This is a genomic window from Variovorax sp. 10N432 (assembly GCF_056394465.1).
Genome location: NZ_JBFTHX010000021.1, coordinates 95,754 through 119,261 on the forward strand (window position 1 = coordinate 95,754; position 23,508 = coordinate 119,261).

A 23,508-nucleotide genomic window follows, 5' to 3' on the forward strand; every position below is an offset into this window, starting at 1 on the left:
ATCGCGTTCGAATGTATTTTAACCAAAACGCTTGGGTTATTACAGCGACGCCGCATTGCGCTGCCAGAAGTCGGCGTCCGGAAACTCGCCCGCGCCGGCCGCAGCGTTGTCCGCCATGTGCTCGGGCTGGCTGGTGCCCGGAATGGTGCAGGTCACGGCCGGATGGCTCAGCACGAACTTGATCAGTACCTGGGCCCAGCTGGTGCAGCCGATCTCGGTGGCCCAGGGGGGCAGGGGCTTGCCGCGCAGCCGGCGCAGCAGTCCCCCGCCGCCGAACGGCATGTTGACGATCACGGCCGCGCCGCGCTCGGCCGCCAGCGGCAGCAGGCGCTGGGCGGCTTCGGGCGCATCGAGCGAATAGTTGATCTGCAGGAAGTCGAGCGGCTCGGCGCGCAGCACCGCCTCGACATCGGGATAGGCCGATGCGGTGTAGTGCGTGATGCCCAGGTAGCGCACGCGGCCCTTGTCCTTCCAGCCGCGCAGGGTCTTCAGGTGAAAGCGCCAGTCGAGCAGGTTGTGGACCTGCATCAGGTCGATGCGCTCGGTGCGCAGGCGCTGGAAGGACTGCTCCATCTGCGCGATGCCGGCGTCGCGGCCGGAGGTCCAGACCTTGGTGGCGAGGAAGGCCCTGGCGCGCTGGTTCGATGCGGCCAGCAGCTCGCCGGTCACGGACTCGGAGCGGCCGTACATCGGCGAGCTGTCGAGGACCGAGCCGCCGGCGGCGAACAGCGCGTCGATGACGCCGGGCAGCCGCTGGAATTCGGCGCTGCCGGGCGCAACGTCGAAGCCGATCCAGGTGCCGCAGCCGACGACCGGCAGGGCTTCGCGGGTGCTGGGGATGGGGCGGGTGTTCATGCGCTTGACTCCCGGAGACTGGGCTGGGGCAAGAATCGGCAGCGTGGCGAGCAGTGGCAGCGCGGCGCCCAGGTGCAGAAACTGGCTGCGGGTGAGGGCGGGTGCCGAGGGCATGAGGAGTCCTCAGGCGATGGCGAGTATCAGGTGCCCGGTCGGCTGGGTGGCGGGCTTGAGCTTGATCTCAATGTCGTAACCCAGTCGATTGAGACAGTCCATCAGCTTGCGTTCCGAAAAATTGGAGAACGCGCCACGCATCAGGGCGGACACCTTGGGTTGGGAGATGCCCATCCGTTCGGCAGCCTGGTCCTGAGTCAGTTGCAGGCGTTGTATCGCGCGGTTGATTTCGATGGTGAGGCCGGACTTGATCTGGAGTTTCGCGGCGTCCGGCAAGGCCAGATCCGCAAAGACGTTGCCGGAGCTCTCTGTCACCTCGATATCGTCAACGATGCGTTTTTTCATCGCGTAGTTCCTTGATCAGTGCTTCGGCTGCCTTGAGCCGCATGCGAATGACGTCGATGTCGTGCTTGGGGGTTGCGATGCCGCTTTTGCTTTTCTTTTGAAAGCAATGCAAGACGAATACGGCTTCGGGAAACTTGACTGTGTAGACGGCTCGGTAGGTCCCGCCGATGTCACTGTCGACCACTTCCAGGACGCCGGCACCGGCAAAGCCTTGCAGCACCTTGGCGGCTGCATGCTGTTGTCCGTGTTGGGCAAAGTCGAGGGCGTGGCCAAAGAATCTCCTGATGGAGGGTGGCAAAGCCACCAGATCCTTCTTGCTGCTCCCGATCCAGAAGAGCCTTCTTTCCGGAGCGAGTGGCATGTAATTTATCCCATAACTGGAATGAAAGGCGCAAAAGGGGGGGGGCGAGGTCGACGCCATGCATGTCCCTGCAGGCAAGTCGACATGCAAACAAAAAACCACTGGGCGCAATGATACTGTATAAAAATACAGTAACTTGACCATCATGGGCCTCCCTTCCCTCGACCCCTTCTCCTCCTCCGCGCGCCACAAGGTCTGGCGCGCGGACGAGCTGGGCCTGGCCGATGCGCAGGTCATCGGCACCGGCCACGCCGCCCTCGACGCGCAGCTGCCGGGCGGCGGCTGGCCGGTCGGCGCCATGACCGAACTGCTGCAGTCGGCGCCCGAAGCCCATGCCTGGCAACTGCTGCTGCCCGCCCTGGCGCAGGCGGTGCAGGGCGGCGCCGGCCCGGTCGCGCTGATCGGCGCGCCGCACGAGCCTTTCGGGCCGTCCCTGGCGGCCGGTGGACTGCCGATCGAATCGCTGCTGTGGGTGCGCAGCGAGGCGCCCGCCGCCCGGCTCTGGGCCTGCGAACAGACGCTGCGCTGCGCCGAAGTGGCCGCCGTGCTGGCCTGGCTGCCGCAGGCGCGGGTCGGCGAATTGCGGCGGCTGCAGCTGGCGGCGGCGCAGCACGAGTCGCTGCTGTTCGTGTTCCGGCCGGCGAACGCGGCGGCGTCGACCTCGCCGGCGCGCCTGCGGCTGCAACTGATGGCCTGTGAGGGGGACCGGACGCAGGTCGATGTCCACATCCTCAAGCGCCGCGGCCCGCCGCTGGCCTCGCCGATCCAGCTGCCGGCGCGCAGCCAGCGCATGACGGCGCTGCTCGCCGCGAGCCAGTTGCGGCGCAAGCTGCTGCGGCAGCAAGAAGGTGTGGCGCAGCCCGGCGAAGGTGCGACGGTGCTGCGGCTCGATATCTTTTCAGGAAAACGGCATGCACTGGATCGCATTGCGTTGGCAGCCTGATGAAGTACTGCTTCCGTCCCACGAAGCCCTCGGCTGGTGGGCCCTGCAGTTCACCCCGCGCGTCGCCTGGGTCGACGAAGCCCTGCTGCTCGAGGTGTCGGCCTGCGAGCGACTGTGGGGCGGGCGGCTGGGCCTGATGCGGCAGATCGCCAGCCTCAACCCCGCGGCCCCGGTGCGCGTGCAGCAGGCCCAGGGCGCGACCAGCCTGGTGGCGCTGGCCCGGCTGCGGATGTTCGCGCGCGGCCAGCGGCCGCCGGCCGATCTGCCCGCAGGCCTGCCGCTCGACACGCTGAGCGCCGCGCACGCGCACCTCGACGTGCTGGCGCACCTGGGCTGCCGCACCTGGGGCGAGGTGGCGGCGCTGCCGCGCGGCGGCCTCACGCGCCGCTTCGGCAAGGAACTGCGCGCGGCGCTCGATGCGGCCTGGGGCCTGGGTCCCGAGAGCCATCGCTGGCTCACGCTGCCCGACGTGTTCGAGCAGAAGCTCGAACTGCCCGCGCTGGCCGAGGGCGCCAGCGAGCTCATGTGGTCGGCCAACCGGCTGCTCGCCGCACTGTCGATCTGGCTGCGCGCCCGGCAGCGCGGCGCGGTGTCGCTCGAGCTGCAATGGACGCTCGACCTCAAGCGCTTCAACGGCGTCGACCTGCCGCCGCACCAGCAGATCGTGGTGCGCACGGCCGAGCCGACCCAGGACATGGCGCACCTGCGCCGCCTGATGGCCGAGAAGCTCGCCCTCACCACGCTGGCCGCACCGGCGAGCTGGCTGCGCCTGCGCACGCTCGACACCACGCCCTGGGCCGGCGCCAGCACCAGCTTCCTGCCCGAGGACAACCGCAAGGGCGACAAGCTGCACGAACTGGTCGAGCGGCTCAGCGCGCGGCTCGGCCCGCAGCAGGTGCTGCGCGCGGTGGCGCAGGCCGATCACCGCCCCGAACGCCGGCAGTCCTGGCAGCCGGCGCTGCGCACGGCGGGCAAGGCAGTGGCGGCGCCCGCGCCATCTCAGGCCGATGCGATCTACCCTGCGTGGCTGCTGCCCGAACCCCTGCGCCTCGAGATGGACGGCGAGCGTCCGTGCTGGCGCGGACCGCTGCGCAAGCTGATCGGGCCCCAGCGGGTCGAGGCCGGCTGGTGGGGCGGCGTGGGGGAGGGCGGCCATCCCGCGGTGCGCGACTACTACGTCGCCGAGAGCCCCGAAGCCGGCCTGGTCTGGATCTTCCGCGAGCGCCCGACGGCCTGCTTTTCGGAGGGCGAGGTGCGCTGGTACCTGCAAGGCCTCTATGCCTGAACTCAGCGACAAGAAGATCCGCTCGCTGACGCTCGGCGAAGCGCATCCGCTGGCCCGGCGTCATGCGCCTGCGCCGGGCCTGCCGGACTATGCCGAGCTGCATTGCCTGACCAATTTCAGCTTCCAGCGCGGCGCTTCCAGCCCCGAAGAAATGGTCGAGCGTGCCTACCAGCTCGGCTATGCGGCGCTCGCGATCACCGACGAGTGCTCGGTGGCCGGCGTGGTGCGGGCCTACGTGGGCTTGCGCGAACTCCCGGCCAAGTTCGATGCCTGGGAGCGCGAACATCCCGAAGAGCAGCCGATCCCGCGCAACCCGGATTTCCAGCTGCTGTTCGGCAGCGAGTTCCGCTTCGAGCGCTTCCGGCTGGTGGTGATCGCCGACGACACCGAGGGCTGGGGCAACCTCTGCGAGTTCATCACCGCGGCGCGCAACACCGAGCTGCCGAAGGGCGAGTACCGCGTGAGCTGGGAAGACAGCGAGGTGGCCTCGCTGCAGCACTGCCAGATCCTCATCGTGCCCGATCGCAAGCCCGGCGAGGACATCGATGCCGACGCGCTGCACGACGACCTGACAGCCGCCAGGGCGCTGTTCGGCGACAGTCTCTGGCTGGCCCTGGAGATGCTCAACGAACTCGACGACGACCTCTGGTTCGTCGCGCTTGTCGAAGCCGGCCGGCGCGCCGGCGTGCCGCTGGTGGCGGCCGGCGACGTCCGCATGCATTCGCGGGCGCGCAAGCCGCTGCACGACGTGCTGACCGCGGTGCGCGAAGGCCGGACCGTCGCCGAGTGCGGCTTCGCGCTGCAGTCCAATGCCGAACGCTATCTGCGCCCGCGGGTGCGGCTGGCCGGGCTCTACATGGCCGAGATGCTCGCCAACACCCTGGTCGTGGCCGATCGCTGCCGCTTCGACCCCCAGGTGATCCGCGAGAACTACAAGTACCCGCTCGAAAGCGTTGGCACCGGCGAGACCCCGACGCAGACGCTGGCACGCAAGACCTGGGAAGGGGCGCTCGCGCGGTACCCGATCGAAAGGTTCGCCTCGGGCATTCCCGAGCGCGTGTGCCGGCAGGTCCAGCGCGAGCTCGCGCTGATCCACGAGCTAGGCTACGAGATGTTCTTCCTCACGGTCGAGGACATCGTGCGTTTCGCGCGCTCGCAGAACATCCTGTGCCAGGGCCGCGGCTCCTCGGCCAACTCGGCGGTCTGCTATTGCCTGGGCATCACCGCGATCCCACCCGAAAAAGGCACGCTGCTGTTCGAGCGCTTCCTGAGCCGCCATCGCCTCGAGCCGCCCGACATCGACGTCGACTTCGAGCACCAGCGGCGCGAAGTGGTCATCCAGTACATCTACGAGAAGTACGGCCGTGACCGGGCCGCCATCGCCGCGGTCGTGATCTGCTATCGCTCCCGCAGCGCACTGCGCGACGTCGGCAAGGCGCTCGGCATCGATGCCCGGCTGGTTGACGAATTCGCCAAGGACCACTACTGGTTCGACGAGACCGTGCTCGGAGAGCAGCTGCAGGCGGCGGCCGAGCGCGCTTGTGTCCAGGAAGACGCGCTCAGGCTGCAGCAGTGGATTGATCTCACCGTCGCCCTCAAGGGCTTCCCGCGCCACCTGAGCCAGCACGTGGGCGGCTTCGTGCTCACCCACACCCGGCTCACGCGCCTGGTGCCGGTCGAGAAGGCGTCGATGAAAGACCGCTCGGTCATCCAGTGGGAGAAGGACGACCTCGAGGCCATCGGCATGCTCAAGGTCGACGTGCTCGCGCTCGGCATGCTGAGCGCCATCCGCCGCGGGCTCGAGCTCATGAACCGCTGGCGCGGCAGCACGATCGAGATGCACCAGGTGCCGCACGACGATCCGAAGGTGTTCGATATGGTCTGCGACGCCGACACGGTCGGCGTGTTCCAGATCGAGAGCCGGGCCCAGATGTCGATGCTGCCGCGCCTGAAGCCGCGCACCTACGAAGACCTGGTGATCGAGGTCGCGATCGTGCGGCCCGGGCCGATACAAGGCGGCATGGTGCACCCCTACCTGAAGCAGCGCGAGCGGGTGAGCAAGGGGCTGGCGATCCACTACGAGAAGGAAGAGCTGCGGCCCGCGCTGGAGCGCACGCTGGGGGTGCCGATCTTCCAGGAGCAGGTGATGCAGATCGCGATGATCGCGGCCGAGTTCACGGCCGACGAGGCCGACCAGCTGCGCCGCGCCATGGCCGCCTGGAAGCGCAAGGGCGGCCTCGGCAAGTTCCACGACAAGCTCGTCGAGGGCATGGTCGGGCGGGGCTATCAGCGCAGCTTCGCCGAGGCGATCTTCAAGCAGATCCTCGGCTTCGGCGACTACGGCTTTCCCGAAAGCCATGCGGCCAGCTTCGCGCTGCTGGTCTGCGTCAGCGCCTGGCTCAAGCGCCACGAACCCGCCTGCTTCCTGGCCGCGCTGCTCGATGCCCAGCCGATGGGCTTCTACAGCCCGTCGCAGCTGGTGCAGGATGCGCGGCGCCATGGTGTCGAGGTGCGGCCGGTCGACGTCACGGCCAGCGACATGGACAGCACGCTCGAGGCGCGCGCCCCCGATGCGCCGCGCATGCCGCCCGGCACCGATGCGCGCCATGCCGAGCGCCTGGGCAACGACAACCCGCCGGCCGTTCGGCTGGGCCTGAAGCGCGTGGCCAGCCTCAGCGAGGCGGGGGCGAAGCGCCTGCTGGCGGCACGCGCCCAGGCGGCCTTCACCAGCACCGAAGACCTGGCGCTGCGGGCCGAACTCGATGCCCGGGACATGGCGGCGCTGGCCGCGGCCGATGCCCTGATGTCGCTCTCGGGCCATCGCCGGCAGCAGGTGTGGGATGCCACCGCGCAGCGCCGCGCGCCGGCCCTGCTCAAGGGCGTGCCGATCGACGAGCCGTCCTTGCAGTTGACGCCCGCGCCCGAGGGCGAGGAGATCGTCGGCGACTACGCCTCGCTCGGTCTCACGCTGCGCCGCCATCCGCTGGCGCTGCTGCGTTCGCGGCTGGCGCGGATGCGGCTCATGAGCGCCGAGCAGCTGCGCCCGCTGCCCAGCGGCCAGACCGTGCGCGCCTGCGGCATCGTCAAGGGCCGCCAGCGTCCGCAGACCGCCAACGGCACGATCTTCGTCACGCTCGAGGACGAGACCGGCAACGTCAACGTGATCGTCTGGAGCCACGTGGTCGAGGCTTGGCGCGAGCCGCTGCTCAAGTCGCAGCTGCTGGCGGTGCAGGGCACCTGGCAGCGCGACGTCGACAGCGGCGGCGAGGTGCGCCACCTGGTGGCGACCGGCTTCAAGGACCTGACGCCGCTGCTCGGGCGGCTGGCGGACAGCAACAAGAGCAGGGATTTCCACTAAGCGCTCCAGCGCGAAGTCGACTTGTCATTTCGGCCGGTATGACTCAGCCGATCCTGCGGTGCCAGGCGGCGTAGATGCCTGCCAGGACCGCAATGACGGCGAGGACCTCGAACCCGTCCAGCGAGGCCATGAACGTGGCCTGCTGTTCCATCACGCGCGCGAGGCTGGCCAGCGCCATCGTGTGTGCCTCGGCCGCCGCGTGGCCCGTGGCAACGAAACCGCGTGTGAGTGCGTCGAGCGCTTGCACAAAACCCGGATTCGAAGGGGTCGTGGCTTCGCTCAACCGCGTTTCGTGCAGCGCGATGCGGTGCTGCTGCAACGCGATGAAGGTGGCGGTCGCGAACGAGATGGCGAGTTGGCGCACGAGGTTCTTGAGCCGGTAGCTGTGGGCAAAGGCGTCGTCGTTGAAGGCGCGGAAGGTCATGCCCCCGACTGGCAGCATGACGAACAGCGGAATGGTGCCGTAGAGCACCAGCGGCACCACGAGGTGCAGGCGGTCGACCTGCGGCGTGATCTGCGTGAACCACCAGGCCGAGAGGGTAGCGAAGGCAAAACCCGAGACGACGAGCCAGCGCTGGCGCTTGACGCGCCGCGCGTACTTGAGGTGCAGGAAGATGGTCAATGCACCCAGGAGGGACATCGAACCGGTGAAGTAGCCAGTGTCGCCGACAGTGAAACCGAGGCCGCCTTCCATGAGGCGGGGCAGCAGCAAGCTCATGCCCGTGGAGAGGTAGTAGAAGACGATGTAGAGCGCCAGTCCGGCCTGAAAGCTCGATTCGCGCAGCACGCTCAAGCGCATGAGCGGCGCAGGATGGCGCCACTGGTGCCAGGCGAACCACGCGATGCCTGCGACGCTCGCGATGGTGAGTCCGATGAGCGTGGGCGAGCCGGAGAAGAGCTCGAAGCGAGTCCGGGTGACGACCACCTGCAGCGCCGCCTGAGTGAGCGCGAACACGATGCAGGCGACGTAGTGGGGCTCGGTTCTTTCGTGCGGCTCGAGGTCGCCTACGTCGGGCAGCGTGCGAAGCGCGGCAAAGCCGGCAAGCGCCGCGAAAGGCACGGAGACGACGAAGAGCGAGCGCCATTCGAAGTGGGTGACGAGGAATGCGCCGATGATCGATGCGAGCGCACCGGCGAAGGTGACGGACACCGCGAAGGAGCTCAGCGCCGAGGGCTGGCGTCGAGGCGGGATGCCGACCTGGATGAGGATGCGGCAGGCGCCGAGCATGGGGCCGACGAAGTAGCCCTGGAAGCCGCGCGCCAACATGAGCTGAATCGGCGTCTCGGCGAGCGCCGCGCAGATTCCGCCAATGCCGAAGGCGAACATGCAGGTGGCAATGTAGCGACGGTATCCGACGCGTTCGACCCAGGCGTGCTCCTGAAGAATGCCGAGCACTGCGCACAGCGCATAGGCGCTCGAGGCCCAGATGAGCTCGTCGGCGGTGGCGCTCACACCGCCCGCGATATAGCTCGAGAAAAAAGAAAACAGGGCGCTGTCGAAATAGTCGATGGCGATGACGAGGCCGAGGACCAGCGGCGCGAAGGCTGCGAAGTCGATGGAACGCCTCGGCGCGGGGATGGGGGTAGCGGGTTGCAAGAGGATGCGCTGAGAGATGACGAGAAGCCCGCTCCGCGTTCGGAGACCGTCATGGAGGGAAGGGCAAAAAAAAGGCCCGCGGTCGGCAGCGGGCCGTGGGTTGATTCGGCGGGAAATTACCGGCCGGCGTGCCGCGCGTCCGACCCGGTTGCCTTGAGTTGTGACGGAAGCGTGCTGTTCACGAACGCTTCGCGATACTCGTTCTGGTTCGGCGAGTGGGCTGCCGCAATGGCAGCGGCGCGAACGCCCGAGCGGTCGGCCGAAGCAGTCAGCGCCGGCGCCACGTGCGACGAAGCGGCATCGCTGTACGGATTCCCGCTCCGAGCGGCGATCACGGCCTGGGACTGGACATCGGCGCGGCTGTTGGCCGAAACGGGGGCATGCACGCCGCCGTAGGTTTCGGCTTGAGCGCCGGCGACGGCGAGAACCGAAAGGGCGGCGGCTGCGATGAGTTTCGAGGGATTCATTTTTGGATTCGTTCCTGGATCTGGTTTTGAAGAATGTCTCGACCGGTCACGCATGGATCCCGGCCGAACGGATCAGTTGGCACTGTTCTGCTAGCGACAACCCGCCACAGTTATATGCGTATAAACCCTGTGAAATGCGATCGTGATGTTCACGGGACTGAAACAATCGAGCGGTTATCGGAGGTCGAATAAAACCCCAAATGCAACGGCTCTCAGTGCGGTTCCCACAGGCGAGAACGCGAATTTTCAAGGTCAGGATTGCGCTGCTTCATCTCAATCGAGAAGAAGCGGATCCAAGTATCAAACTATCTTTCACTGGCGTTAATCAGATAAATCTGAAAAGGCGAATACTCATTCCCAATAAAAATAGGAAACAAAGCTCCAACGCAGAGAAATGACTCAATTGAATCAAGGGGTTTTCTTGGAGATGCGAGGCGCGAATGGCTTCGCATCGATCGCAAGTCGCCGTTCTATCGCGGCGCTGGCCGCTCCTGCGCCGTCACCGATCGCGTGATGAGCCGCCCATCGCGCAACACCGACACCTCCACGCTGCGGCCGATGCGGTCTGCGCTCAAGAGCCGCAGCAGGTCGTCTGCACCCGCGACCACCCTGCCGTCCAGCGCCACGAGGACGTCGCCGACACGCAGTCCTGCCTGCTCCGCCGCGCTTGCGGGTTGCACCTCGCCGATGCGCACCGCATTCGCGCCCGAGTGGATCGCGAGGGCGACGCGGCGTGGAAGCGGCACCGTCTGCGCCGCGATGCCGAGGTGCGCGCGCCGCACGCGGCCATGGGCGATGAACTCGCCGATCACGAAACCCGCGGTGTTGCTCGATACCGCGAACGCGAGCCCTTGCGCGCCCGCGATCATCGCCGTGTTGATGCCCACCACCTGGCCCGAAGCCGCCACCAGGGCGCCGCCGGAGTTGCCGGGGTTCAGCGCCACGTCGGTCTGGATCACGTCGTCGATCAGGTGCCCGCTCTGCGAGCGCAGGGAACGGCCGAGCGCCGAGACGATGCCCGCGGTGATCGTCGATTCGAAGCCCAGCGGATTGCCGATGCCCACCACCAGATGGCCGCGCTTGAGCATCTTCGAATCGCCGAGCCGGGCAGTGGCGGCGCCGCGCGGCAGTTCCACGCGCAGCAGCGCGAGATCGGTCGCGGGATCGTCGCCGATCACCTCGGCTTCGCGGTCGCCGGCTTCGGTGCTGCCCACGCGCACGCGGCGCGCGCCGGCGACCACGTGGCTGTTCGTCAGCACGAGCCCGTCGTTGGCGATGACCACGCCCGAGCCCAGCCCGCCGCGCCTCCCCGGCGGGCCGCTCTGCACCCGCACCACTGCGGGACCGACGCTGTCGGCCACGCCGGCTACCGCGCGCGAGTAGGCGTCGAGCAGCGCCTCCTGCGGCGCCTCGGGCAGGCCGCTTTCGTCGGGGGCGTCGGTGGCGGGGCGTTCGTCGAACATGGGAATCCTCAAAGATGGATGACGCCCTGGCGCACGGCCTGGGCCACGGCGTCGGTGCGGCCGGTGGCGTCGAGCTTGTCGAGCAGCGAGCCGACGTGGAACTTGGCGGTGTGGACCGAGATGCCCAGCCGGCGCGCGATGCCCTTGTTCGAGGCGCCCTCGGCCAGCAGGTCCAGCACCTCGAGTTCGCGCCGGGTCAGGGCCGTGTCGGGCTCGGGCGCGGGCTGCGCGGGGGCCGTTGCGAGCCGCAGGTCGGCCGGCTCGCCGGGCCGCGCCAGCCGCAGTTCCGGCAGGGGCGCCAACAGCGCGAGCAGACGCTCCGACAGTCGCGGGTCGGCGATGTCGAGCGCGATCACGATCGGGTCCTGCGCGGTCGTCATGCTCAATCGGCCGGCCTTTCGCCCACGATGAGCTGCGCCTCGAGCGGCTCGCCGCCTCGTTGCAGCGACAGCCGGACCACGCTGCCGACGCTGCTCGGACCGAGCGCGCGCAGCAGCCGGCGCACGCTGTGCACCGGCTCGCCGTTCCAGGCCAGCAGCAGGTCGCCCTGGCGCAGTCCGGCGGCCGCGCCGGGGCCGTCGGCGGCCACGCCCATCACCATGGCGCCGAAGCCCGTCGGCTCGACCTTCACCGCTTGCAGCGCCAGGCCGAGGTAGCCGCGCGGCACCCGGCCGTGGGCCGCCAGCAGGCCGGCCACGCGCTCGATCGTCGGGCCCGGGATCACCAGCACGCGGCGGCGCGGGCCGAACACCGTCATGCCGATGGCCCGGCCGCGCGCATCCAGCGCCAGGCCGCCTTCGGCGCTGCGCCGCAGTCGCAGGTCGAGTTCGATCCGGGCGTCGATGTCGCCGCCGCGCAGGCTGCGCCAGGCCGGTCCGGCCAGCGCCACGACGCCGGCGGCCGCGACCGTGGTGCCGTCGGCGGCGCCGACGCCGAGCGCGATGGCGCCGCTTTGCACCGGCGGTGCATCGAAGGCGGCGGGAGTGGGCGAGGCGCCGGCGATGCGCAGCAGCGCGATGTCCGTGGCGGGATCGCGGCCGACCAGCGTTGCGGCCGCGTGCCTGCCATCGGGCAGCCCGACGGCCAGTTCCACCTCGTCGGGAATCGCTTCCTCGCAGGTCACGATCAGCCCTTCGCGCCAGGCGAATCCGCTGGCGCGTACCCGCCCCGGTGGCACGGACTGCACCGCGACCACGCTGCGCGAGGCCTGGGCCACGGCGCCGGCCATGGCGGTCGACAACTGTTCGATCAGCGTCGGGGAAGAAGGGTCGATGGACATGGGAGCTCCTTAGATGGCTTCATTGTGGGAAGCCACAAGGCCCGCGGTAACTGCCCGGATGGGCAGGCGGACTCATGTCGGTTGCGCATCAATGCCCGCACTCGATTTCATCGAGGAGAAGGCGTCTGCAGGTCTAGCATCGACGCACGACGAGGTGCGATCATGGTGCTGAATTTTCAAGGTGCGAACAGCGGTGCGACGACCGTGCCGGGCGCGCACGCGCCCGCAACGCGGGCCGCCGAAGCAAGGCCGGCGCCCACGCCTGCGCCTGCGCTGGGGCACCGCGCCGATCGCACCGATCCGATCGCCGAATTCTTCGTCCGCGCGGCCGAAGACCGCTACCGCGCCTGGGACGCCGTCGCCGATGTGGCGCACTGGCTCAGCGTGGCGGTCGGCGGCGCCTTCATGGCGGCAGCCGCGCTCGGCTGGTTCTAGAAGCCGCAGAGCGCAGCCGGGTTGTCGACCAGCATCCGATCGCTCGAGTTTTCGCTAACCTGTCGCGATGAACGCCATCGCCTTGCAGCCCACCCGTGTCGGTGCGCCGATCGGGCCGCCGCCCCCGGCGCCCGACCTGCCGGTGCCGCCGCCCACCCTCCCGCCGCCCGCTCCCGCGGGCGACCCGCCGGCTGTCGACCCGCCGCAGGTCGAGCCGGGTGCGCCACCACCGGTCGCCGACCCGCCGCCGGGCGCGTCGGCGCTCGGCCGGCTGCATGCGCGGCGGCTGCGCGAGGTCCATCGCTCGGCCGGCTGGCCCTGCTGCGACGCGATCGAAGTCGACCTGCTCGCCGCGGGCTTGCTGGCGCGCGTGCGTTCGGCCCAGGGCCACGAGACCCTGCGCCTGACCGATGCGGGCATCGCCCAGCTGGCGCGCACAGGCGTGGTCAACCGGGCCGCGCTGTCGCGGCACGAAGCGCTGGTCGAGCAGGTCGCGCGCGAGATGACGCGCGCCGGGCGCCTGGCCTGGCGCGGCTTGAGCCTGCGGGCCCGCCTGGCCGGTGCGGCCGAGGGCGACAAGCCACGCTGGTGCATCGCCCGGCCCGATGTCTTCTCGATCCGCAACACCAGCGTCGAGGCCTATGCGCAGCCGATCGTGCACGAGGTCAAGGTCAACCGGGCCGACCTGCTGAGCGACCTTCGCAAGCCCGACAAGCGCGCCGCCTACCTGGACCTCGGCGGCGAGTGCTGGTACGTGCTGGGCTGCGACGCCAAGGGGCGTCCGATCGGCGAGCCGGACGAGATCCCGGCCGAATGCGGCGTGCTGATCGCGCAGCAGGGGCGGCTGGTGGTCGCGCGCTCGGCGGCGCACCGCCCGCTGCCGAGAATCCCGTTCGCGGTCTGGATGGCCCTGGCCAAGGCGCAGCCCGTGGCCGGCTTCGACGACGAGATGCAAGGGCTTTTGAGCGAATTCGGCGAGTGAGACGCGTTCGTCGTCATGGCATCCGGCCGCGGCCGGGCCGGGCGGAAGCCCTCACGCATCGCGCCGGCTCGGCTTTGCGTAGCGCCGCATCGCGTGCAGTCCGTCCTTGAGCTTGAGGAAGGGCGTCTCGATCAGCCAGTAGCTCAGCGTGGCGGCCGCGAACGCCTGCACGATGTTGAGTGGGAAGCCCCAGGTGGCGGGCGAAGCGTTGTGCAGAAACAGCTGCTGCCAAAGGTAGAGGCTGTACGAAATCGTGCCGACGAAGACGAACACCCGGGTGCGCAGCAACCCGCACAGCCAGAAATTCTTCAGGTGGGTGAGTGCGACGACGATCAGCGCCATGAGGGCGGCGTTGAAGGTGGTTCCATAGGTGTTCGACCAGTACCTGCCCAGGTTCACCGAGGGCAGTGCCAGCAGCAGGACGAACAACAGGCCCACCAGCAGATTCCGGTACTTGACCGAATCGAGAAAAGCCTTGATCGGCTCTCGCTTCAACGAGGCGTAGCAGCCGATCAGGATCGAGTCGACACCCGTGTGCAGCATCATTCCCAACTGGCCTCGAAGGCCGGGCGCCAGGAAGTAGGACACGACCCTGACCATCGGGATGGCAAGGATGAGCACGGGAAGCAGCTTCTCGCTCTTGCGCAGCAGGATGAAGATCAGCAGCGGTGGCCAGAACCAGTAGAACTGCTCTTCGAGCGCGAGGCTCCAGAAATGGCCGAGATACCAGGCGCCTTCGAGGTGGGCGTTGTTGACCGGCCCGATCCCCAGCATTTCCGCGTAGTTCCAGGTGTAGGTTGCGGCAAAGACGAATTGCTGCCATGCGATATCGATCAGCCCGGCGTACGACAGCAGGACCAGCACGATGAGGAAGGCATAGAAGGCCGGCCAGATCCGCAGCGCGCGCCGCAGGTAGAACTGCCAGAGGTCGATCCGGCTCCTGCTCCTGAACTCGGCCTCCAGGATGCCGGTGATCAGGAAACCGCTCAGGACGAAGAAGATCTGCACGCCCAACGCTCCGCTCGAGAAGAAGTTGAGCGGCGCGAGCCATCCGTGGTAGCCGTCGGGCGCCGTGTCGTGCGCGTGTCCGAACACCACCATCATCACGGCGACGCACCGAAGGCCGGTCAGTTCAGGAACTCTGGTCATTTCATTCCCAGGACAAGGGTCTGGACGGGGTTTTCGGCGCCGACGGACAGCCGCGGTGAAGGTCGGTAACTGGATGCTACATTTATATCACTTTTGCATTACAACGTGACACTATTTGAGGCAGCATGAGGCGCCGGCGAGACGGCCGGCGGTGGTGGCTAGAATGCTGCTGTCCAGGAATGCGGGTGTAGTTCAATGGTAGAACGGCAGCTTCCCAAGCTTCATACGAGGGTTCGATTCCCTTCACCCGCTCCACTTCCTGCGCCGCTCGCAGCGCCGATGGGTCCCATTCCATGAAACTTCGATTTCTGAAGCCGGATTCCACGCCCCTGGCCAGCACCGACACCTCGCTGATCGAATCCCTCAGGGCCGAGCTGCTGAAGCGCCCGGGCGTCGTCGAAGAAGAGGACCCGGCCCTGGCCGATGCCCTGGTGATCCGCGAGCCGTGGGCCTTCAGGGAGTGGCGCTACATCGACAAGCTCATCGCCGATCCGGTGGTCGGCCGCTTCTCCCACAAGGTCTACAGCGTCAACTGCGACGATGCCGCCGCTGGTTTGCTGCGCGGCATCTACAACTGCCTGCCGCGAAGCCGGTTCGATCCAACGCTGCACGCGGCGACGCCTTTCCTCTCGCAGCCCAACGAGCTGGTGTTCGCGCATGCAGGAAGCTCGCGCGGCCCGGCCGCCTTCCTGGGCACCTGGCGCGGCAATCCCAAGTCCAACCGGCGGGTGAGGGGCCGCCTGCTGGATCTCTATGCCGCGTCGACCCGCTTCAAGATCGAATCGACCGAAAGCTGGCTCAACCACGGTGCCGACGAAAAGCTTCGCTACGTCGAGTTGCTGCGCGCCGGCCAGTTCTCGCTGTGCCCGGGCGGATGGGCGGCCGCGTCGATGCGGATCTTCGAGAGCATGGCGCTGGGCGTCGCGCCGGTGATCCTCGCCGACGAGTTCGTCGAGCCGGCGGGACCCGACTGGCAGGCGTTCTCGCTGCGCGTCAGGGAGCGCGACCTGGGCTCGCTCGAAACGATCCTCCAGGCGCATTCGGGCCGCCACGAGGAGATGGGCGCCCGCGCCTACGAAGCCTGGAAGCAGCATTTTCATCCCGACCTCCTGATCGGCTACTACGCCGATGCCTTGCTCGGCTGCATCCGGGCCAACGCGGGATCCGGTTCGCCCGACGAAGACATCGAGCGCTGGCGCTCGCGGCGCATGTACAAGGCCAACGGATGGACCACACCGCAACGGCTGTCGAACAAGCTCAAGCGTCTCTTGCGGGTCTAGATTGACGCCGCCGATGTCGCTGCGTGAGTCGCTGCGCTCGCTGGTGTGGCTCGCCGTCGGGCTGTGCGTGGCCGCGGGCGCCGCTTTCTGGCAGGCCAGCTACAACAAGTCGCTGGCCGAAACGCGCTTCGAGGCCATCTCGCAGCGCGCGGTGGAGCGGGTGGCAGCCCGCATGCATGCCTTCGAGTACGGCTTGCGCGGCGCGCGCGGTGCGGTGATCGCGGCCGGCGGCGAGGCCGGCATCACGCGGCTTCACTTTGCGCAGTACAGCGCGTCGCAGGACATCGAGCGCGAGTTCCCGGGCGCCAGCGGATTCGGCTTCGTGCGCCGCGTGCCGGTCGACCATGAGGCGGACTTCGTCGCCGCCGCCCGACGCGACGGCAAGCCTGACTTCCACATCCACCAGATCGGACCCAACGCGGGCGAGCGCTTCGTCATCCAGTACTTCGAGCCCTCCGATTCCGCCGTTCCCGCGATCGGGCTCGACCTCGCTTCCGAGCCGCGACGCCGCGCGGCCGCCGAGCGCGCGATGCGGTCCGGCGAGATCGCGATGACGGCGCCGATCACGCTGGTGCAGTCCTCGCCGGGGCCGCGCTCGGTGCTGCTGCTGCTGCCGGTCTACGAGATCGAAGCGCCGCTCGACGCGCTCCAGCAGCGCGATCGACGGTCGCTGCCGGCACGGGGCACGCCCGAGGAGACCATCGGCTGGATCTACACGCCGGTCGTGCCCGCCGAGGTGCTGAAGGATTTCGACTTCGAGGGGGGGCAGTTCGCGATCAGCCTGGCCGACGCGACGGACGGCGCCGAGCCCGATCTCTTCTTCGTCTCGCCCCAGCAGCCGGCCGCGGCCGGCCAGCTCAGGAGCGTGCTGCCGCTGGAGCTCTACGGGCGGACCTGGAAAGTGGACGTGGTGGCCAAGCCGCAGTTCCTGAAGCAGCTCAACCTGCGCAGCCCCTGGCCGGTGTTCCTGATCGTCGCGACGGTGGCCCTGCTGGTGGCGCTGCTGTCCTTCATCGGCCAGCTGACCGAGCGCCGCAAGCTGCGCGAAAGTGAACAGCGCTCACGGCTGGCGGCCATCGTGACCAGCTCCAACGACGCCATCATCGGCTGCGGCCTGGACGGACGGATCACCGACTGGAATGACGCCGCGGCGAAGATCTTCGGCTACTCAGCCGAAGAGGCGATCGGACGGGTGACCCACGCCCTGCTGATGCCGGCCGACCACCAGCACGAAGAAGAGGCGTTGCTGCGCCACGTCGCCGAAGGCCGATCGGTGGCCGCGTTCGAGACCTTCCGGCGGCACCGCGACGGGATGCCGGTGGCGGTTTCCGTGGCGGCAGCGCCGATCCGATCGGCCGATGGCGGGGTGATCGGCGCTGCCCAGACCGTGCGCGACATCACGCACGAGAAAGCGACCAAGGCGCGCATCCTCGAGCTCAACGCGACCCTCGAGCAGCAGGTGAGCGAACGCACGGCGCAGCTGGTGGCCCTGTCGACGCGCGAGCGCGCCATCCTGGCCGATGCCGCGAGCGCCATCATCGCGACCGACGTCGACGGCGTGGTGACCCTGTTCAACCCCGCGGCCGAAGCCCTGCTGGGCTACACGGCGGGCGAGGTGGTCGACCGCTTCGAGATGATCCGGTTCCACGACCCGGCCGAAGTCCGTGCCCGCGCAGAGGCACTCGCCGCCGGGCTCGACCGGCCGCTGCGCGTCGGCGAGGTCTTCGCCCATGCCGAGGGCGGATTCGGCGCCCATCCCCGGGACTGGACCTGGGTGCGCAAGGACGGCCGCCGCCTGCCCGTGCACCTGAACGTGAGCCCGCTGCGCGACGATGCCAACGCGGTGGTCGGCTTCATCGCGATCGGCTCCGACCTCTCGGAGCGCAAGCTGGCCGAAGAAAAGCTGCGCAGCAACGAACGCTTCATGCGCATCGTGACCGACAACATCCCGGGCATCGTCGCCTACTGGACGACCGACATGCGCTGCACCTTCGCCAACAGCGCCTACCAGCGCTGGCTGGGACGCTCGGCCGAGCAGATGGTCGGCACCACGCAGCTGGAGCTGCTCGGCCCCGAGCAGTTCGGCATCAACGAGCCCCACATGCGCGCCGCGCTCGCCGGCGAGGAGCAGCGCGTGATGCGCACGCGAACCCTGGCCGACGGATCGGTCGCGCACTACTGGCTGCACTACATTCCCGACCGCGACGAGGCCGGCGTGGTGCAGGGCTTCATCTCGGTGGCGGTGGACGTGACCGACATGCGCCGGGCGCAGGAGCAGCTCGAGGTGCTGAACCTGGCGCTCAAGGAACGCAGCGCGCAGGCCGAGTCGGCGAACCGGGCCAAGAGCGAATTCCTGGCCAACATGAGCCACGAGATCCGCTCGCCGCTGAACGCCGTGATCGGGCTGGCCTACCTGCTGCGGCAGACCCGGCTGGACGACACGCAGCGCGACTTCCTGCAGAAGATCGACGCCGCCAGCAGCGCACTCCTGGGCGTGATCAACGATGTCCTCGACATCTCGAAGATCGAGGCCGGAGAGATGGCGCTCGACGAATCCGGCTTCAAGCTGCAGGAGCTGCTCGAGGGCGTCATGTCGATGGCCTCGGTCAATGCCGGCGGCAAGGACATCGCGTTGCGGCTGGAGCGCGAGGACGGCCTGCCGGCGCAGTTGCGCGGCGACCAGACGCGGCTGCGCCAGATCCTGGTCAACCTGATGAGCAACGCAGTCAAGTTCACGGCCGAGGGCGCGGTGCGCCTGTGCGTGACGATCGAGGAGCGGCAGGGCCGGCGGGTGCGCCTGCGCTTTGCCGTGATCGATACCGGCATCGGCATCGAGGCGCAGGTGCTGGACCGGATCTTCGCGCCTTTCACGCAGGCCGACACCTCCACCACGCGCCGCTTCGGCGGCACCGGGCTGGGGCTTTCGATCGTCAAGCAGCTGACCGAACTGATGGGCGGCGAGATCGGCGTCGCGAGCACGCCGGGCAAGGGCAGCGACTTCTGGGTCGTGCTCCCGCTGGAGATCGCCGACGACACGGCGACGGCGGCGCCCGCGCAGGCCGACCTGGCGGACATCCGGGTGCTGGTGGTGGACGACAGCCCGGTCAACCTGCTGGTCTGCCAGAGCATCCTGGTGCGCGCGGGCGCCGAGGTCAGCCTGGCGAAGGACGGCCGCGAGGCGGTCGAGAAGCTTCGGGCGGACCCCGCCGCCTTCGACGTGGTGCTGATGGACGTGCACATGCCGGCGCTCGACGGCAACGAGGCGACCCGGCTGATCCGCGGCGAACTCGGCCTGATCGCGCTGCCGGTGATCGCGCTGACCGCGAGCGCGCTGGTGGCCGAGCGCCTGCGGGCCTTCGAGGCCGGCATGAACGATTTCGTCAGCAAGCCCTTCGACGCCGAAGTGCTCATGCGCACGGTGCGGCGCTGCGTTGACCAGGCGCGGGCAGGGGGGCTGGCGGGGGCGCCGGAGGACGCGGCGCCGCCGGCCCCGGCCCCGGCGGCGGCGCCGGTGGTGTCCGTCCTGCGTCCCGAAGACCTGGCGGCGCTGATCGACGCCCTGCGCGAGCGCAGCGCCTCCGCGCTGCCGCGCCTCGACGAACTGGCGCCGGCGCTGCGGGCCCATCTCGGCGAGCAGCGCTTCGGCGCCCTCGAGCGGGCGATGCAGACGCTGCGGTTCCGGCGTGCCGCCGAGATACTCGAAGGGGCCGACGCGGGCGGGCAGGCCCGAAACCTATAATCGCAGGCTCCAGCAGATCAAGCAGTCAGGTGGGTTCGAAGCAGGGGCTGCCCCCATCCGGCCGCCGTTGCACAAGCGAAAACCCAAGATGAGCCAGCCCACCTTCAGCGTCGCCGACATCCGCAAGTCGTTCCTCGATTTCTTCGCGACCAAGGGCCACACCGTCGTGCCCTCCAGTTCGCTGGTGCCGGGCAACGACCCGACCCTGATGTTCACGAACTCCGGCATGGTCCAGTTCAAGGACGTGTTCCTCGGCAGCGACCGCCGCCCCTACGTGCGCGCCGCCTCGGTCCAGGCCTGCCTGCGCGCCGGCGGCAAGCACAACGACCTCGAGAACGTCGGCTACACCGCGCGCCACCACACCTTCTTCGAGATGCTGGGCAACTGGAGCTTCGGCGACTACTTCAAGCGCGAGTCGCTCAAGTGGGCGTTCGAGCTCCTGACCGAGGTCTACAAGCTGCCCGCCGAGAAGCTCTGGGCCACCGTCTACATCGAGGATGACGAGGCCTACGATATCTGGACCAAGGAAATCGGCCTGCCGCCCGAGCGCGTGGTGCGCATCGGCGACAACAAGGGCGGCCGCTACATGTCCGACAACTTCTGGATGATGGCGGACACCGGCCCCTGCGGTCCGTGCAGCGAGATCTTCTACGACCACGGCCCAGGGATCGCCGGCGGCCCGCCCGGCAGCCCCGACGAAGACGGCGACCGCTACATCGAGATCTGGAACAACGTGTTCATGCAGTTCGACATGCAGCCCGACGGCAGCGTCAAGCCGCTGCCGGCGCCCTGCGTCGACACCGGGATGGGCCTCGAGCGGCTGGCCGCGATCCTGCAGCACGTGCACAGCAACTACGAGATCGATCTGTTCGACGCGCTCATCAAGGCGGCGTCGCGCGAGACCGGCGAGAAGGACCTGGGCAACAAGAGCCTGCGCGTGATCGCCGACCACATCCGCGCCACGGCGTTCCTGGTGGCGGACGGCGTGATCCCGTCGAACGAAGGCCGCGGCTACGTGCAGCGCCGGATCGTGCGCCGCGCCATCCGCCACGGCTACAAACTGGGCCAGAAGAAACCCTTCTTCCACAAGCTGGTGCCCGACCTGGTGGCGCTGATGGGCGATGCCTATCCCAAGCTGCGCGCCGACGAGCAACGCATCACCGCCACCCTGAAGGCCGAGGAAGAGCGTTTCTTCGAGACCCTGGCCAACGGCATGGAAATCCTCGATGCGGCACTGGCCGACGGCGCCAAGGTGCTGCCTGGCGAGGTCGCCTTCAAGCTGCACGACACCTACGGCTTCCCGCTCGACCTGTCGGCGGACGTCTGCCGCGAGCGCAACGTCGCGGTCGACGAGGCCGGCTTCAACGCCGCCATGGAAAAGCAGAAGGCCGCCGGCCGCGCGGCCGGCAAGTTCAAGATGGAACGTGCCGTCGAATATGGCGGCGCCGGCAACGTCTTCACGGGTTACGAGCATCTCGAAGAGAAGGCGACCGTGGTCGCGCTGTACTTCGAAGGCGCGCCGGTTGCCCAGTTGAACGAAGGCCAGCCGGGCATCGTGGTCCTCGACACCACGCCGTTCTACGCCGAGAGCGGCGGCCAGGTCGGCGACCAGGGCGTGCTGGTGGCCGAAGGCCTGCAGTTCGGCGTCGAGGACACGCAGAAGATCAAGGCCGACGTGTTCGGCCACCACGGCACCCAGACCCAGGGCACGCTGAAGGTCGGCGATGCGGTCACGGCCCGGGTCGACACCGATCGCCGCGCCGCCACCATGCGCAACCACAGCGCGACCCACCTGATGCACAAGGCGCTGCGCGAGGTGCTGGGCGAGCATGTGCAGCAGAAGGGCTCGCTGGTCGACGCCGACAAGACGCGCTTCGACTTCGCGCACAACGCCGCCGTCACCTCCGGCCAGATCCTCGAGATCGAACGCCGCGTGAATGCCGAGATCCTCGCCAACCACGCGACCCAGGCCCGGCTGATGGACATGGAGTCGGCCCAGAAGACCGGCGCCATGATGCTGTTCGGCGAGAAATACGGCGAGACCGTGCGGGTGCTCGACATCGGCAGCAGCCGCGAGCTCTGCGGCGGCACGCACGTTTCGCGCACCGGCGACATCGGGCTCTTCAAGATCACCAGCGAAGGCGGCGTGGCCGCCGGCGTGCGCCGGATCGAGGCGGTGACCGGCGCCAACGCGCTGGCCTACCTGCAACAGCTCGAGGCCACGGTGCACAGCGCGGCCGCGACGCTGAAGACGCCGGCCTCGGAGCTGCAGGGCCGGCTCGCGCAGGTGCTCGAGCAGGTGAGGGCGCTGGAGCGCGAGGTCGGCTCGCTCAAGGGCAAGCTCGCCTCGTCCAAGGGCGACGAGCTGCTGGCGCAGGCGGTCGACGTCAACGGCGTCAAGGTGCTGGCGGCCAAGCTCGACGGCGCCGACGCCAAGACCTTGCGCGACACGATGGACAAGCTCAAGGACAAGCTCAAGACCGCGGCGATCGTCCTGGCGGCGGTCGACGGCGGCAAGGTCCAGATCGCGGCCGGCGTCACGGCCGACACCATGGGCCGCGTGAAGGCCGGCGAGCTGGTCAACTTCGTCGCCCAGCAGGTCGGCGGCAAGGGCGGCGGCAAGGCCGACATGGCGATGGCCGGCGGCACCGACGCATCGGGCGTCCCGGCGGCGCTGAAGTCGGTGCAAGGCTGGGTCGCCGAGCGCCTCTAGCCATGGGGAGCGACGACGCGGCGCTCGACATCCTCGTGATGGGCGCCGGCACCATCGGCTCGTTCATCGGCGGCAGCCTGGCGGCATCGGGGGTACGTGTCGGCTTCGTCGGCCGGCCGCGCGTACTCGGTGCCCTGGCGCTGCAGGGCCTCACGCTGACCGACCTCGAAGGCCGTCGCACCCACGTGCCGCCAGCCGAGCTGCATCTCTTCGAACGCGTCCCCACCGACATCCGGCCGGCACTGGTTCTGCTCACGGTCAAGAGCGGCGCCACCGCCGAAGCCGCGGTCGAACTCGCCGCGGCGCTGCCGACCGGCACGCCCGTGGTGTCGCTGCAAAACGGCGTGGCCAACGCGCGCGTCGCCGCCGAGGCCGGGCCGGGCCTGCGGGTGCTGCCGGCCATGGTGCCCTACAACGTGGCCGAAGTCGGGCCCGCGGCCTTCCATCGCGGCACCGAAGGACGGCTGGCGGCCCAGGACGATGCCGCGCTGCGGCCCTGGGTGGCGGTGTTCGAACGCGCCGGGGTGCCGATCGATTTGCATGCCGACCTGCTGCCGGTGCAGTGGGGAAAGCTGCTCTTCAATCTCAACAATCCGGTCAACGCACTGTCTGGCCTGCCGCTGCGCGAGGAGTTGTTGCAGCGCGGCTACCGGCGTTGCTTCGCGGCGCTGATCGACGAGGCGCTGGCCGTGCTCGGGCGCGCCGGCATCACGCCGGCGCAACTGGGCGCGGTGCCGCCGGCGCGAATTCCGCCGATCCTGCGGCTGCCGACGCCGCTGTTCCGGCTGGTCGCGGCGCGGATGCTGCGCATCGATGCCAAGGCGCGCTCCAGCATGGCGGACGACCTCGCGCTGGGCCGGCGGACCGAGATCGACGTGCTCAGCGGCGAGGTGGTGCGGCTGGCCCAGAGCCACGGCATGCAGGCGCCGCTCAATGCGCGGATGGTCGAGCTGGTGGAGGCCTGGCCGGCCCGCCGCGAACGCTGGCCGGCGCGGCAGTTGCTGACTCAGTTGGGGTTGTAGCGTCCTTCGCGGTTCTCCACCGCCGAGTTGCAGGGGCGCGTGCKGAGGGCGGTGGGTAGCCCCCTCCGCGAATGTCCCCCGCCTTCGGCTCCTCCTTTATTTCGCTGCGGGGGCTACCCAC

18 protein-coding genes and 1 tRNA gene are annotated in these 23,508 nt (G+C 68.8%); 10 read left to right on the top strand and 9 right to left on the bottom strand.

Annotation, left to right across the window (positions count from 1 at the left end):
• Window positions 1–39: 39 nt before the first annotated feature.
• From AC1DF3_RS23095 to AC1DF3_RS23105, 3 genes are read right to left on the bottom strand one after another with little or no spacing between them, the layout of a single operon-like run.
• Window positions 40–969, bottom strand: a complete 930-nt coding sequence (locus AC1DF3_RS23095) for an aldo/keto reductase (protein ID WP_478140955.1) — start codon at window positions 967–969, stop codon at window positions 40–42.
• Between the two features lie 9 nt (window positions 970–978).
• Window positions 979–1,314, bottom strand: coding sequence for a helix-turn-helix domain-containing protein (locus AC1DF3_RS23100; RefSeq protein WP_286531499.1), 336 nt, complete (start codon window positions 1,312–1,314; stop codon window positions 979–981).
• A complete protein-coding gene (locus AC1DF3_RS23105; protein ID WP_286531501.1) occupies window positions 1,295–1,675 on the bottom strand; it encodes a type II toxin-antitoxin system RelE/ParE family toxin in 381 nt (126 codons plus the stop codon). The genes AC1DF3_RS23100 and AC1DF3_RS23105 overlap by 20 nt, the downstream gene beginning before the upstream one ends.
• A gap of 145 nt (window positions 1,676–1,820) precedes the next feature.
• On the opposite strand from AC1DF3_RS23105, the gene imuA reads away from it, so the two are divergent.
• The 3 genes from imuA to AC1DF3_RS23120 are packed head-to-tail and all read left to right on the top strand — an operon-like array spanning window position 1,821 to window position 7,261.
• Entirely contained in the window at window positions 1,821–2,618 is a 798-nt protein-coding gene (imuA, locus tag AC1DF3_RS23110) for a translesion DNA synthesis-associated protein ImuA (RefSeq protein ID WP_478140956.1), read from the top strand.
• On the top strand, window positions 2,587–3,903 hold the full coding sequence (locus tag AC1DF3_RS23115; RefSeq protein WP_478140957.1) for a Y-family DNA polymerase: 1,317 nt from the start codon (window positions 2,587–2,589) through the stop codon (window positions 3,901–3,903). The genes imuA and AC1DF3_RS23115 overlap by 32 nt, the downstream gene beginning before the upstream one ends.
• On the top strand, window positions 3,896–7,261 hold the full coding sequence (locus AC1DF3_RS23120) for an error-prone DNA polymerase (protein ID WP_478140958.1): 3,366 nt from the start codon (window positions 3,896–3,898) through the stop codon (window positions 7,259–7,261). Before AC1DF3_RS23115 ends, AC1DF3_RS23120 begins: the two co-directional genes overlap by 8 nt.
• A 43-nt stretch (window positions 7,262–7,304) precedes the next feature.
• Here the strand turns inward: AC1DF3_RS23120 and AC1DF3_RS23125 are convergent, their stop codons facing one another.
• The 5 genes from AC1DF3_RS23125 to AC1DF3_RS23145 form a co-directional block, all read right to left on the bottom strand.
• On the bottom strand, window positions 7,305–8,858 hold the full coding sequence (locus AC1DF3_RS23125) for an MFS transporter (protein WP_478140959.1): 1,554 nt from the start codon (window positions 8,856–8,858) through the stop codon (window positions 7,305–7,307).
• Between the two features lie 116 nt (window positions 8,859–8,974).
• A complete protein-coding gene (locus tag AC1DF3_RS23130) occupies window positions 8,975–9,325 on the bottom strand; it encodes an alpha/beta hydrolase (RefSeq protein ID WP_286531510.1) in 351 nt (116 codons plus the stop codon).
• 470 nt (window positions 9,326–9,795) lie between these two features.
• Window positions 9,796–10,788: a S1C family serine protease gene (locus tag AC1DF3_RS23135; RefSeq protein ID WP_478140960.1), complete on the bottom strand. Its 993-nt coding sequence runs from the start codon at window positions 10,786–10,788 to the stop codon at window positions 9,796–9,798.
• Window positions 10,789–10,796: 8 nt separating this feature from the next.
• On the bottom strand, window positions 10,797–11,168 hold the full coding sequence (locus AC1DF3_RS23140; RefSeq protein ID WP_478140961.1) for a response regulator transcription factor: 372 nt from the start codon (window positions 11,166–11,168) through the stop codon (window positions 10,797–10,799).
• 2 nt (window positions 11,169–11,170) lie between these two features.
• A complete protein-coding gene (locus AC1DF3_RS23145; RefSeq protein WP_286531516.1) occupies window positions 11,171–12,067 on the bottom strand; it encodes a S1C family serine protease in 897 nt (298 codons plus the stop codon).
• A gap of 162 nt (window positions 12,068–12,229) precedes the next feature.
• Between AC1DF3_RS23145 and AC1DF3_RS23150 the strand changes: the two genes are divergently transcribed.
• Window positions 12,230–12,502 (top strand): hypothetical protein, encoded by a 273-nt coding sequence (locus AC1DF3_RS23150; protein ID WP_478140962.1) that lies wholly within the window; start codon window positions 12,230–12,232, stop codon window positions 12,500–12,502.
• Window positions 12,503–12,569: 67 nt separating this feature from the next.
• Window positions 12,570–13,484: a hypothetical protein gene (locus AC1DF3_RS23155; RefSeq protein WP_478140963.1), complete on the top strand. Its 915-nt coding sequence runs from the start codon at window positions 12,570–12,572 to the stop codon at window positions 13,482–13,484.
• 51 nt (window positions 13,485–13,535) lie between these two features.
• Here the strand turns inward: AC1DF3_RS23155 and AC1DF3_RS23160 are convergent, their stop codons facing one another.
• Window positions 13,536–14,633 (bottom strand): acyltransferase family protein, encoded by a 1,098-nt coding sequence (locus AC1DF3_RS23160; RefSeq protein WP_286531521.1) that lies wholly within the window; start codon window positions 14,631–14,633, stop codon window positions 13,536–13,538.
• Window positions 14,634–14,814: 181 nt separating this feature from the next.
• Between AC1DF3_RS23160 and AC1DF3_RS23165 the strand changes: the two genes are divergently transcribed.
• The 5 genes from AC1DF3_RS23165 (at window position 14,815) to AC1DF3_RS23185 (ending at window position 23,387) form a co-directional block, all read left to right on the top strand.
• Window positions 14,815–14,888: transfer RNA gene (locus AC1DF3_RS23165), tRNA-Gly, on the top strand.
• Between the two features lie 38 nt (window positions 14,889–14,926).
• On the top strand, window positions 14,927–15,913 hold the full coding sequence (locus tag AC1DF3_RS23170; protein WP_286531523.1) for an exostosin domain-containing protein: 987 nt from the start codon (window positions 14,927–14,929) through the stop codon (window positions 15,911–15,913).
• 13 nt (window positions 15,914–15,926) lie between these two features.
• Window positions 15,927–19,652: a CHASE domain-containing hybrid sensor histidine kinase/response regulator gene (locus AC1DF3_RS23175; protein ID WP_478140964.1), complete on the top strand. Its 3,726-nt coding sequence runs from the start codon at window positions 15,927–15,929 to the stop codon at window positions 19,650–19,652.
• Window positions 19,653–19,740: 88 nt separating this feature from the next.
• Complete coding sequence (gene alaS, locus AC1DF3_RS23180) at window positions 19,741–22,365, top strand: alanine--tRNA ligase (RefSeq protein WP_286531525.1); 2,625 nt, start codon at window positions 19,741–19,743, stop codon at window positions 22,363–22,365.
• 2 nt (window positions 22,366–22,367) lie between these two features.
• On the top strand, window positions 22,368–23,387 hold the full coding sequence (locus AC1DF3_RS23185) for a 2-dehydropantoate 2-reductase (RefSeq protein ID WP_286531526.1): 1,020 nt from the start codon (window positions 22,368–22,370) through the stop codon (window positions 23,385–23,387).
• Window positions 23,388–23,508 lie beyond the last annotated feature (121 nt).

Bases quoted from the DNA above. Each gene is read 5' to 3' on its own strand.
- AC1DF3_RS23105 (WP_286531501.1), bottom strand. From the start codon at position 1,675: ATGCCACTCGCTCCGGAAAGAAGGCTCTTCTGGATCGGGAGCAGCAAG.
- AC1DF3_RS23145 (WP_286531516.1), bottom strand. From the start codon at position 12,067: ATGTCCATCGACCCTTCTTCCCCGACGCTGATCGAACAGTTGTCGACC.
- AC1DF3_RS23115 (WP_478140957.1), top strand. From the start codon at position 2,587: ATGCACTGGATCGCATTGCGTTGGCAGCCTGATGAAGTACTGCTTCCG.
- imuA (WP_478140956.1), top strand. From the start codon at position 1,821: ATGGGCCTCCCTTCCCTCGACCCCTTCTCCTCCTCCGCGCGCCACAAG.
- AC1DF3_RS23095 (WP_478140955.1), bottom strand. From the start codon at position 969: ATGCCCTCGGCACCCGCCCTCACCCGCAGCCAGTTTCTGCACCTGGGC.
- AC1DF3_RS23100 (WP_286531499.1), bottom strand. From the start codon at position 1,314: ATGAAAAAACGCATCGTTGACGATATCGAGGTGACAGAGAGCTCCGGC.
- AC1DF3_RS23140 (WP_478140961.1), bottom strand. From the start codon at position 11,168: ATGACGACCGCGCAGGACCCGATCGTGATCGCGCTCGACATCGCCGAC.
- AC1DF3_RS23135 (WP_478140960.1), bottom strand. From the start codon at position 10,788: ATGTTCGACGAACGCCCCGCCACCGACGCCCCCGACGAAAGCGGCCTG.
- AC1DF3_RS23130 (WP_286531510.1), bottom strand. From the start codon at position 9,325: ATGAATCCCTCGAAACTCATCGCAGCCGCCGCCCTTTCGGTTCTCGCC.
- AC1DF3_RS23155 (WP_478140963.1), top strand. From the start codon at position 12,570: ATGAACGCCATCGCCTTGCAGCCCACCCGTGTCGGTGCGCCGATCGGG.
- AC1DF3_RS23120 (WP_478140958.1), top strand. From the start codon at position 3,896: ATGCCTGAACTCAGCGACAAGAAGATCCGCTCGCTGACGCTCGGCGAA.
- AC1DF3_RS23160 (WP_286531521.1), bottom strand. From the start codon at position 14,633: ATGACCAGAGTTCCTGAACTGACCGGCCTTCGGTGCGTCGCCGTGATG.
- alaS (WP_286531525.1), top strand. From the start codon at position 19,741: ATGAGCCAGCCCACCTTCAGCGTCGCCGACATCCGCAAGTCGTTCCTC.
- AC1DF3_RS23175 (WP_478140964.1), top strand. From the start codon at position 15,927: ATGTCGCTGCGTGAGTCGCTGCGCTCGCTGGTGTGGCTCGCCGTCGGG.
- AC1DF3_RS23170 (WP_286531523.1), top strand. From the start codon at position 14,927: ATGAAACTTCGATTTCTGAAGCCGGATTCCACGCCCCTGGCCAGCACC.
- AC1DF3_RS23150 (WP_478140962.1), top strand. From the start codon at position 12,230: ATGGTGCTGAATTTTCAAGGTGCGAACAGCGGTGCGACGACCGTGCCG.
- AC1DF3_RS23185 (WP_286531526.1), top strand. From the start codon at position 22,368: ATGGGGAGCGACGACGCGGCGCTCGACATCCTCGTGATGGGCGCCGGC.